An 11764-nucleotide genomic window follows, 5' to 3' on the forward strand; every position below is an offset into this window, starting at 1 on the left:
GACTTCAGCAAGGTCACCGAACTCATGGGCCAGTTCACTGTAGCCCAGATGCTGGAACGCGAAGACTTCCACAACCGCTATACCGCTAACACTCCCATTAGCCTTCACGAATTCATGTACCCCATGATGCAGGGCTACGATTCCGTCGCCATCAAGTCCGACGTGGAACTTGGCGGTACCGACCAGAAGTTCAATGTGCTCCGCGGTCGCGATCTTCAGATTTTTGAAGGCATGGAACCCCAGATCGGCCTCTTCATGCCCATCCTTTTGGGTACCGACGGCAAGGTCAAGATGAGTAAGTCCATCGGTAACTACGTGGGCCTCAACGAAGCTCCCGACGTCATGTACCACAAGATCTACAGCCTGGCCGACAGCATTGTGGAAAACTGGTTTGAACTGCTGACCGAAATCCCCATGGAAGAAATCAAGCAGATGATGGCCGATGTGAAGTCTGGCAAGATGAATCCCAACGAAGCAAAGCATCGCCTGGCCATCGACATCGTAACTCAGTACTACGGTGCCGAAGCTGCGGAAGCCGCCGCTGCTCACGAAAAGGAAGTTCATAGCGGTAATGCAATCCCCAGCGACGCTGCTGAATGCTCTGTTGCAGCCGGCTCCTACGGTGCCCTCGATCTCCTTGTGGAAGTGAAGGCTTTTGCTTCCAAGGGTGAAGCTCGTCGCATGGTCCAGAACGGTGGTGTAAAGATCGGTGGCGAAAAGCTTGCCGATCCTCAGTCCCAGATCGAAATCAAGGGCGGCGACGAACTCCTTATCCAGGTGGGTAAGCGCAAGTTCTACAAGGTGAACTTCTAAGTTTCGCGCAGTTTCCTTAACGGTAGTTTATGCCTCAAGAAATCCTCATCCTCGGTCTTAATCCTGCCTGGCAGCGCTTGTTCTTCCTGGACAAGTTCGAAGTGGGCGAGGTCCATCGTATTTCCAAGGTTGAGGAATACGCTTCGGGCAAGGGCATCAACTGTGGCCGTGTGCTGCAGCTCCTTGGCGGAACTCCGCTCCTGATGCATTTCCTGGGCGACCAGCATGGTTCCCGTATCTATGACGAAATCTCGGCCTGTGGCATTCAGCAGGCTCCTGTCTGGATTAAGGAACCGACCCGCATTTGTACGACTATCGTAAGCGGTGGAGAATCCACCGAGCTTATCGAACCGTCTCCCGTTCTTACGGAATCTGAGAACAACGATTTCATTCAGACTTTGAACGAGTATTGGAGCACGACGCAGTGTGTCGCCCTTTGTGGTTCGTTCCCCAAGGGCTTTGACGTGAGCCAGATAAATACTCTGGACTTTGCCGGCAAGAAGATTTTCGTTGACGCAATCAAGGATATCGACGTGTGGCTGGAGAAGGGTGTCGAACTCCTGAAAATCAACATGCAGGAATATTGCACTCTTCTTGAAGACATGGGCATCCCTATCGTTCTTTCTAGCCCCCAGTTCTGGAAGATGTCTGCCACGGCGGTTCTTGAACGACTTCCTATCAACAACCTGGTGATTACCGATAAGGAAGGTCCGGTTCGCGCCTTCCGTCTGGTAGAAAAGAAGTTTCAAGGAATTGAGCTTCAGCCGCCAACCATCCAGATGAAAAACGATATTGGCGCCGGTGATTCCTTCTTTGCCGGTTGGCTCCTTGCCGATAGCATGGGTCTTGATTTTGAACAGTGCCTGGTTAAGGCAACCTCTGTCGCCGTCGCACGCTGTGAAGTGGAACGTCCCTGGAATCTTAAGTTGGAGCGAGTCTCTGAACTTGAAGCAGCTCTTGCAGATTCCATAGAAAAAATGGAGTAAGACTCCATGGCCGATTCCCTGGGAATTACTCTTTACGCCTTTGCCACATTGACCGAGGCTCGGGGTGTTTTCCCGGAGCTGAATGCTGCTTCCGATTATACTACAAATAAAGTAATACCTCTTGCGTCCAGGGATAAATTTGTTGCAGTACTTGGCGTGGGGTCCCTGGAATTTTCTGCGAATCTGTCTGCGGTTCTTTTGGAATTTCAAAAAAAGGAAATGCCCGTTTCCTCTGTGATTGCACTTGGTATATGCGGCGCCTATCCCCAGAGCGGAATCCAGGTGGGGGAGGTTGTTCGGATTTTCTCTGAAACTGTGGGCGACCTGGGCTTTAATGAGGCTGACGAATCCTTTGTTCCGTGGTCAAATGCTCCGGCATATACTGGCGACGACTTCTTGCTTGATCGTTTTCCTGGTCTAGCCAAGCTCCCTGCGGTAAGGGGGCTTACTGTGAATTGCTGCACAGGATCGTACAACATGGCGGAGCAACGTGTAAATAACTTTGCTTGTCAAGTTGAATCCATGGAAGGTGCGGCCGCCCTTGCTATTTGCAAGGCCTTTCAGGTTCCTGTCCTGGAAATTCGTGCTATCAGTAACATCGCCTCCACCCGCGACAAATCCGCTTGGCGAATCACCGAGGCCCTGGAAAAACTTCGGGAACTCTTTCGCTAAGTTCAATTATCAATTATCAATCATCAATTGAAAGAATGCGTTTATCTCTCGGAATTTCCACCTGTCCCAACGACACCTTTATTTACGAGGCCTTGATTGCAGGTCTTAAGGATTCTCCCTTTGAATGGGATGTCCATTTCGCCGATGTGCAGACCTTGAATGAATGGATCATCGCGGGAAAGCTGGATGTGGCGAAAGTCAGCGCCCAGGTGTACCCGAAGGTTGAAAAGGACTATCGTTGCCTTGGCTGCGGTGGTGCTATCGGTTATGGTTGTGGCCCGTTGCTTTTGTCCTCCAATGGCGATGCTTTTGATATATCCTCCGCAACGGTTCTTCCTGGAGCGAATACCACGGCTGCAATGCTGTTTAAGTTCTGGTACCAAAAAAAGTTTGGTGGAAATCTTAAATTGCAGTTTGCCTTGTTCAACGAGGTGTATGAGGGGCTTTTGTCCCGGAAGTATGTTCAGGGCGTAACAATCCACGAACATCGATTTACCTGGAAGCGCGATGGTCTATACCTTTTGCAGGATCTTGGTGCATTTTGGGAGCAGGAAACGGGAACTCCCATCCCGTTGGGTATCGCGGTAGCTAGGCGTTCGTTGCCCGATCAAGTGGTGCTCCAGGTAGAAAGTGAAATTCGTGAAAGCCTGAAAGTTGCGCATAGCCGAGATAACCTTATTACTCCATTTATTGACGAAAAGGCTCAGATTTCTGATAAAAATGTGATTGAGGCACATATCAAGATGTTTGTCAATGACTTCTCTGAAAATGTGGGTGAGCGGGGAAATGCCGCTCTGGACAATCTGTGGCAGTTAGTACGTGGTTTATAAACTGTTGACTAGTTTAATTTAATTGTAATATTATTGAAATGTAAAGTTAATTTTTCAAAACGGCGAATTTTTAACAAAAACTTTATTTATTTTCCATACTGCATCTTTTTTTTGGAGTTTGCATATGAGTTTAGTGAATGATCTTGAGCAGGAAGTTGAAAACTTCAAGCGTGAGTACGAAAAGTTTGAACGCGGCAACAAGTCTGCCGGAACCCGCGCCCGTAAGGTCTTGCAGGATATCAAGAAGACCTGTCAGGAGATTCGCGTCTCCATCCAGGGGGCGAAGAAGGAGGACGAGAAGGCCGAACCGGCATCCGCCGATTAACCTTCGCATCCCATTGGGAATTGTAAAATGCGACCATTATCACAACATTTTTACATGATTTTCGCCCATTTTTGCGAAAATCGTTTGACTAATGGCGCTTTTGAAGGTATATTCCCATTTGAATTTTATGCTTCGCCCAAACGGGTGTGGTGTAGATGTATGAATTTTATGTGTTCTATGATTGGAGAAACGTAGCAGTATGACCCTAAAGAAACTGGTCTTAATCACGGCCGGGGCAATGCTTCTTACCGGAACCGCCATGGCAAAGAATATCAACGTGCCTGGTGATTTCGACAAGATTGCTGATGCTCTCGGAAATGCGGATGCTGGGGATACCATCCTCGTCAAACGCGGAACCTATAACGAAAACATCACCTTGATCATGGGTGTTGTACTTAAGGGCGAAGATCCCACGACTACCATCATCGATGGTGGCCGCAGAGGTCCTACCGTCATGGGTACTTCTGGTGCCGAAATGTCTCACTTCACTGTGAGAAACGGTATCGAAGGTATTCTTTGCGAAAACGCTGCTCCCTACATTCATCACTGCTATGTGTTGGACAACCACGCAACGGGTATCGGTGCATTCATTTCTCTCCCGCACCTCCGCAACAACGTGGTATACGGCAACCGCTGGTCCGGTATTCTGGCCTGGGGTGCTAAGTCCCTCGACGCTTATATCGAACATAACGTTGTCCTTCGTAACGGCTACTCTGGCCTTGCCCTCAAGGGCCCGACCAACGTAGTTGCTCGTAACAACATCTTCATGGAAAACCACTACTATGGTGTGTACGCTGACCCGGCTGCCGGTCAGACGAAGGTGGAATACAACAACATCTACAAGAACTACTATCCGTTCAACCAGTTCATCAAGGTGAACCGCACTAACGTTTCCTTGGACCCGAAGTTCATCAACCACTCCCTGTCCAAGCCGAACTTCTACTGCCAGTCCACCTCTCCGATGCTTAAGCGCGGTAAGGGTAAGCAGGACATCGGCCTTACTCCCACCGACCTGGTTAAGGAAGAAGAAGTTGCCGAAGAAACTCGTAATCCGGATACCGACGCTGATGGTCTTTGCGATCCGTGGGTTTCCGAAGAAGGCTTCTCCGACAAGTACGCTTCTGTTTGCACCGGCCTCGACAACTGCCCCGAAGAAGCTGAAGACTTCGATGGTTACCAGGACGACGATGGTTGCCCGGATGCCGACAACGACCGCGATGGTCTCTGCGATCCTTGGGTAGAAGCTAAGGGTATGCTCTCCAACTTTGCTCACATCTGTAAGGGTGTTGACCTCTGCCCGGAACAGGCAGAAACCTTGAATAGCTATAAGGATGACGACGGATGCCCGGATGAAGTTCCGCAGCCGCCGAAGAAGGTCTTTGTGCTCGAAGGTGTTAACTTCGAATCTGGTAAGGCAACCATTACTCAGGATTCCTACATCTCCCTCATGAAGGTGGTGGACATCATGGAAACCTTCACCGACGCTACTTTCGAAATTATCGGTCATACCGATAACGTTGGTAACAAGGACAAGAACATGCAGCTCTCGTCCGATCGTGCTAACTCCGTTAAGAACTTCCTCGTTGAGAAGGGCATTAACGAAAGCCGTATTGAAACTAAGGGTATGGGTGACACAAAGCCCGTTGCCTCTAACAAAACCGCCGAAGGCCGTGCCCAGAACCGTCGTATCGAGTTCATCCGCACGGATATCAAGTAAAGGAGTAGGTGATGCGTTCTAATTTTGTTAAGACTGCAGTCCTCGGCCTTTCGGTCGCTAGCACTTCTTTGTTTGCAGACGCCCAGTATTCTCCGCATAAGTATCAGCAGAACGACTGGTTTGCAGAATTCGGTGGCAACACCGCTATGTACGTTAACCCGGCAGGAATCGCCGAAACTGATCAGCTTGAATTGAGCGCTGCTTTCTTCAGCTCCATCAGTGGTGAAGCTAGCCAGGAATACATCAGCTTGACTTTCCCCATGGACTACAAGCACACCTTGGGCTTGTCCTTCTTCGAAAACGGTGCTTCCATTGATGGCGGCAAGTCCTACGGTGAATACTCCTGGTTGCTTGGCTATGCCTACAATTTGATGCAGTGCATCTCTTTGGGTATTGACCTTTCTGTCCTTTACATCAACCAGTTCGATGATGTGAAGCAGTTGACTTTCGGTGCTGACGTGGGTGTCAGCTGGAATCCGCTTGCCTCCTCCAAGTATGGTTACTTGTTGGTTGGTGTAGCATTCCAGAACGCTCTGCAGCCGGCTATCAGCACTGCTGACGCCGACAACGCAAGCACTGTGGTGCTCTTTACCGATGAAGACGCTTACAAGATTCCGTCTAACCTGAACTTCTCCTTCTTCTATCGCGGCCTCAACCGCTCTCTCGAAGCTAAGGCAGAAATTTCTCTCATCGATGTTCTTCACGAAGATGAAGAAGGTGGTGAAGGTCTGAATCCTGAAATGAGCTTCACCTTGACCTACTTCCTGTCCCCGCACCTTGGTGTTCGCCTCCGCTTCACAAAGGAAGGCTACCCGGTTGCTGGCGCCACTGTTAACGTTAAGGATGTTAGCATCTTCCGTTACCTGGCTCTTGACCTGGAAATGTCTCACGATGACCTCTACGCCAAGAAGAACCGTGGCTTCATCTGGGCTGTGAAGATTACTTCTCGCTTCGGTGATACCCGCGAAGAAAAGATTGGTGAAGAACGTTATCGCCGTTTGAAGATCGAACCTGAAAACGACTACCGTGCTGCAATGCGTCTCTACTTGAACCGTCAGTTCCTCGAAGCTGCCTATGCTTTCGGTAAGGTTCAGACCAAGTACCCCGCATTCCACCTTGTTGACCAGGCTGCTTTCTATAAGGCAAAGTCTTTCGAAAACCTCCGTATGCACAAGGCTGCAAAGTCCGTGTACGAAGACGCAATCAAGCGCTATCCGCAGAGTGACCAGCGTGCTAAGTATCACTTCCAGTTGATGAACATCGACTATAAGGAAGGTAAGTATACCGAAGCTATGGCTAAGTATCAGGGCATTGCTCAGAAGTTTGGCGAAAGCGACGTTAAGGCTGACGCAGACTACGTTGCTGGTCAGATCAAGTTCGAACAGGGCCTCTATCAGGAATCTGTAGACCTGCTTGCAGCTATCCTTCCGGGTAACGCAAACTACTTCTACGCTCGCTATACCATGGGTATTGCTTACAGCCGCCTTGGTAAGTGGGACGAAGCTGAAAACTGCTTCCGTGATATTACCGAACAGCCGGTTTCCAACCAGTCTGAACGTGACTTGCAGGATGCTGCTCGTGTTAAGCTCGGCCATATCTTCTTCTCTGGCGAAAAGGCCGACATCGGTGCTGCCGCTCAGATGTATGGCCAGGTCCAGCCCGGTTCTCCGGTTTACGACGAAGCTATGCTGGGTATCGCATGGTCCTTCCTGAAGGTTAACAAGCCCGATGAAGCTATGAAGCCTGCTCAGTGGATTATCAAGAATCTTCCGGAATCCTTCCTGGTTTCCGAAGCTTACCTGGTGACCGGTTACTGCTACTTTATGAAGAAGGATTACAATGGCGCTGTTAAGGCTCTTGAACAGGCTGAAAAGCGTACCGAACAGCCGGTTGTCTCTGTTGCTGCTCGTGATAGTGCTCGTCAGGCATACGATTCTATGCAGGATGAATTTGACTCTGTTCAGGTCAAGGCTCTTGATCTCGCTCGCCAGCTCCCCACTCCTCGTGTGGAAAGCAAGCGTGAAGCTTTGAAGCCTTCCTTCGATAAGGCTAACGCTGCAATCGAAGATTATGCCGCCTTTAACCAGAAGGCTATCCAGAGTGACCGATTCGAATCTAACCGTAAGCGCATCTTGGATGACGCAGGCTTTACCTTGGCAACGGTTAAGACCAAGATGGGTCAGGGTGCTGGTAGCTCCGAAGCCGCTCAGGAACTTGAAAACCTGGATGACGACTTGGGCGACATGGACCTCGAATAACAGATTAGATGAATTTGACCTGGGACCTTTTTGGTCCTAGGTCTTCCCCTTTTTTTAGAATACACAGGTGGAAAGAGAACGATGAAAAAATTTTTGCTTGTTGGTGCAATCGTCTGCTCGCTGATTGGTAATGCATTCGCAGCATCAGACCCTTGTAAAGACAAAGTGGCCGAAGCAAAGAAGCTGGCTGCAAAGTGTAAGGCAATGCCTAAGGGTTCTGAAAAGACCCAGTGCGCAAACTCCTATAAAGTTTTGAAGAACCAGGCCGAACAGGCTTGCCGTTCTGGTGGCCTCGACGAAAATGGTATGCGTCAGGCTATCGCCCAGTGGGAAAAACAGGTTAACAACTGTAAGGGTAAGCAGAACGCTCGCTGCGCTTCCGCTCTCCAGCAGTTGGGTCACTACCAGTTCCAGCTGGAAGAAAAGCAGTTCTTGGACAAGAACGCTCAGTACGAAGAAGATGTAGCATGGTGCGCCGACCGTGATAACAAGCCGGCAAAGTGTGCCAACATTGATCAGCTCCCGAAGGCCGATCATCAGAAGTCCTTGGGCTACTTCCTCGAATACATCGATAAGTATCCGAAGGAATCCAAGACTCCTACCGTGATTTACCAGGCTGCAGCAGTGCAGGAAGCTTCTGGTGAAGACGAAAAGGCTTACAAGCTCCGTAAGCGCCTCGTTGAAAACTTCCCGGATAACGGCCTCGTTCCGAAGGCTTGGCTCCGTATTGCTGAATACCACTTCATGAACCGCAAGTTCCGCGATGCTATTGGCGCCTATAAGAAGGTGACTGGCTTCGAAACCTTGACCGGTAAGGAAGCTGCCTTGGCAATGTACCACTTGGCTGAATCCTACTATAACATTGCAGAATACGAAACTGCAGCTGTTAAGTACTACGAATATATCATTGGTGCTGATAAGGGTAAATATCCTGCTGACTTGCGCGCAGAAGCTATGGACTTCATGGCTGCATCCTTCTCTGACTTGGAAGGTGGTGGCGTCCAGGAAGCAGAAGCCTTCTTGAAGGATAAGAAGGTTCCGTTTAAGGATTCCGTCTACTACCGTATCGGTATGAAGAACAAGGACCATGACCGTAACGAAGAAGCTGTCCAGTCCTTCAAGCGTTTGATGTCCATCAACCCGGACTACATCGATGCTCCTCTTGCTGATATCGCTATGATCGAAATTTTGATCATCCAGCAGAAGTTTGAAGAAGCTCAGCAGCATCGTTACACTGTTGTTAAGCGCTATGACCGCAACTCTTCTTGGTACAAGAAGAATCAGAAGTATCCGGAATCTGTGAAGAATGCTGAAACCGCCATCCGTGGCGCTATGCTCGACATTCCGCAGTACCATCACGCTCGCGCAGCTAAGCTCACTAAGGAAGGTGACTTGGAAGCCGGTAAGAAGCAGTATGCAGAAGCTATCAAGGCTTACGAAGCATTCCTGAAGCGCTATGCTAAGGAACCCACCTGGGATGAATACAAGGTTCATATCAACTTGGCTCTCGTCTACCAGGAAATGTCTCAGTATGCTAACGCTGCCAAGATGTTCAACTGGATCGTTGACACCGATACCACCCGTTACGGTCGTCGTCCCATGGGCTCTGAAGCTCTCCTGAAGAAGGAAGAAGCTGCCTATAACGCCGTTCTCGTCATGGACCAGGGTCGTGAAGCTGCCAAGAAGAACAAGTATGGCGACGACGCTGTCAAGGCATACAAGTCCGAAGAAACTAAGGCTTACTTCGCACAGGTTGACAAGTACATGGCCAAGTTCGGTCAGAACAAGGAAGCCGCAGAACTTGCTTACAACGCTGCCATCGTTCATTACGATGCTAAGCAGTACAAGACTGCTGTAACCGTTCTTCGCAACCTTAAGCAGAAGTTCCCCAACCATCAGTACATTTTGCTCATCAGCCGTATGTTGGCTCAGTCCCTCCTGGAATCCAGCCAGCTTGACGAATCCCTCTCCGAATTTGAATGGCTCTTCGTTCAGTACACCAAGGTCAAGGAAACCAGAAATGATTCCATGGCTAAGGAAATCGAAAAGTCCATTGCATACGTTTTGTTCATGATGGCAGAAAAGTCCGTGAAGGACGGCCAGTATGAAAAGGGTGCTGGTGCATACCTCGCTCTCGTGAAGCGCTACCCGCTCATCGACATTGCTGACAAGGCTGTGTTCGAAGCTGCAGTTGCTTACGAAAGTGCAAAGCAGTTCACCAAGGCTGCTGAAACCTTCATGATTTTGCCCAAGCAGTATGCTTCTTCTCCGCTCACCATCAAGGGCATTGTTCGTGCCGGTGATGCATACAAGAAGGACGCTGCAACCAAGCCCAACGATCAGAAGTTCAAGGAAACTCGCTATCGCGAAGCTGCCCAGACTTACTTGTTCATCACCAACAACTTCCCGAAGGATTCCATGGCATTCATGGCAATCGGTTCTGCAGCTCAGGTCTATGACACCATCGCTGATAAGAAGTCCGCTGCTATGACCTACGAAATCGCTTACAAGCGTTACCCGAAGGATGAACGTACTCCTGGCTACCTCTATAGCGCATGCTTGAGCTACGACGAAGCCAAGATGGTTGATGAAGCTATCCGTTGTAACAAGGACCTCGTCCGTGATTATCCGAAGAGCTCTTACGCACTGGATGCAGCATTCTCTATCCCCATGGCTTATGCTAACGCTAAGAAGTGGGATCTTGCTGCTCAGGAATATCACACCTTCATCAAGATGTACAACGAAGACAAGGAAAAGCTGATTGCAGCTTACATCGGTGCCGCTCGTGCCTACATGGAACTGAAGGAAGAAGACAAGGCTGTTGCTGACTACGATGCAACCCTCAAGAACTACGATAAGTACGGTCTTCAGATCAAGAATGCCGACCCGGCTGTTCCTGCTGAAGCAGCTTACTACCTCGGTGAACATGAATACAAGAAGATGGAACCCATCGTTATCAAGGGTAAGGACAAGGAAAAGGCTAAGGTCATCAAGCAGTTGGTTGACATTCTGCAGAAGGCCATGGGTCACTACTCTAAGTCTGCAACTTACGCTTCTGAACGTTGGACCTTCCGTGCAACCAACCGCATGGGTATGCTCTTCGTGACCATGGCTGCTAAGATCCGCGAACAGGAACTGAACGGCAAGAAGGAAGACGAACGCTTTGCTGAACGTATCGGTATTGTGCAGCAGCTTCCCAGCTACTACGAACAGGCTCGTCCGATCTTCCAGAAGAACATCGATCTTGCTCGCGACCAGGGCTTCTACAACCAGGACGTGATCGAAGCTGAAGAAGGCTACATCGAAATGTTCTATCAGGGTTGCGCAGTGTTCGTTGAAGTTGCTGATGCATTCGCTAACTCTCCGCTGCCGGACTCTGCTGCTATCGTGAAGGAATACGTTGAATACGAAGGTATGGCTAAGGAAGACGCTGTTGAAGCCGTCCACGAAGACCTCGAAGCCTACCGTGAAGAATTGAACAACCGTTCCGAAGGTGCAAAGCAGCTCGCTGTTCCGCAGTGCGCTACCGGTATTAAGGCTTCTGCCCACTATGGTATTGACAACCAGTGGACCGCCAAGCTGTTCGAACTCCTCAAGAGCCTCGACGAAAACGAAGAGACCTTGAACACCAAGATTGAAAAGTTTGACCCGTCTACCTTGTTCTCCGACCCGGCATACTTCAAGATGAAGGCTCGTCTCGAACAGATTGCTAAGTCTGAAGTCATGACTCCGGAAGAACAGTTGGCAACCTACCGCGACATTATCAAGGAAGCTAAGGCTGAAAACGAAAAGTTGAAGGCTGAACTTGCCTCCCTGAAGAAGCAGCTCGCTCCGACCGCCGCTCCTGCAGCATCTGCAGCTGACGACGAAGGCGACGCTTACTAGCGGTAAAAACAATTTTACGGGGGACCTTGTTCATAGGGTTCCCCTATTCTTTTAGGCAAAAAAAGGAGATTTTGACGTTCGTAAAACTAATTTTACTAATGGCGGACTCCTATATTTGCCCAAAAAATTTAAATATGAACGAAGATATTCAAAATTAACCAAAAAAACACTCAATAAAGGAGTACTCTAATGTCTAAAATGCTTCAATCCTTCAGCCCCGAATCCGATGGTTGGCAGTTCATGTGGATCATCTTGGTCGTCTTCCTGATCGGCCTTGG

8 protein-coding genes are annotated in these 11764 nt (G+C 49.4%); all 8 read left to right on the top strand.

What is annotated here, in order from left to right; genetic code table 11:
* Positions 1-813, top strand: an 813-nt coding sequence (gene tyrS, locus MJZ26_13525; GenBank protein MCQ2106797.1) for a tyrosine--tRNA ligase, incomplete at its 5' end; no start/stop codon positions are given.
* 29 nt (positions 814-842) lie between these two features.
* Positions 843-1799: a PfkB family carbohydrate kinase gene (locus MJZ26_13530; protein ID MCQ2106798.1), complete on the top strand. Its 957-nt coding sequence runs from the start codon at positions 843-845 to the stop codon at positions 1797-1799.
* A gap of 6 nt (positions 1800-1805) precedes the next feature.
* Positions 1806-2471, top strand: a complete 666-nt coding sequence (locus MJZ26_13535; protein ID MCQ2106799.1) for a futalosine hydrolase — start codon at positions 1806-1808, stop codon at positions 2469-2471.
* A 35-nt stretch (positions 2472-2506) separates the two neighbouring features.
* Positions 2507-3301 (top strand): 1,4-dihydroxy-6-naphthoate synthase, encoded by a 795-nt coding sequence (locus tag MJZ26_13540; GenBank protein ID MCQ2106800.1) that lies wholly within the window; start codon positions 2507-2509, stop codon positions 3299-3301.
* A 124-nt stretch (positions 3302-3425) separates the two neighbouring features.
* On the top strand, positions 3426-3626 hold the full coding sequence (locus MJZ26_13545; GenBank protein ID MCQ2106801.1) for a hypothetical protein: 201 nt from the start codon (positions 3426-3428) through the stop codon (positions 3624-3626).
* 199 nt (positions 3627-3825) lie between these two features.
* Positions 3826-5343, top strand: a complete 1518-nt coding sequence (locus MJZ26_13550) for an OmpA family protein (protein ID MCQ2106802.1) — start codon at positions 3826-3828, stop codon at positions 5341-5343.
* A gap of 11 nt (positions 5344-5354) precedes the next feature.
* On the top strand, positions 5355-7601 hold the full coding sequence (locus MJZ26_13555; protein ID MCQ2106803.1) for a tetratricopeptide repeat protein: 2247 nt from the start codon (positions 5355-5357) through the stop codon (positions 7599-7601).
* An 81-nt stretch (positions 7602-7682) separates the two neighbouring features.
* Positions 7683-11486: a tetratricopeptide repeat protein gene (locus MJZ26_13560; GenBank protein MCQ2106804.1), complete on the top strand. Its 3804-nt coding sequence runs from the start codon at positions 7683-7685 to the stop codon at positions 11484-11486.
* The last annotated feature ends 278 nt before the right edge of the window (positions 11487-11764 follow it).

Origin of the sequence: Fibrobacter sp., assembly GCA_024398965.1 — a bacterium.
Lineage (GTDB): Bacteria > Fibrobacterota > Fibrobacteria > Fibrobacterales > Fibrobacteraceae > Fibrobacter.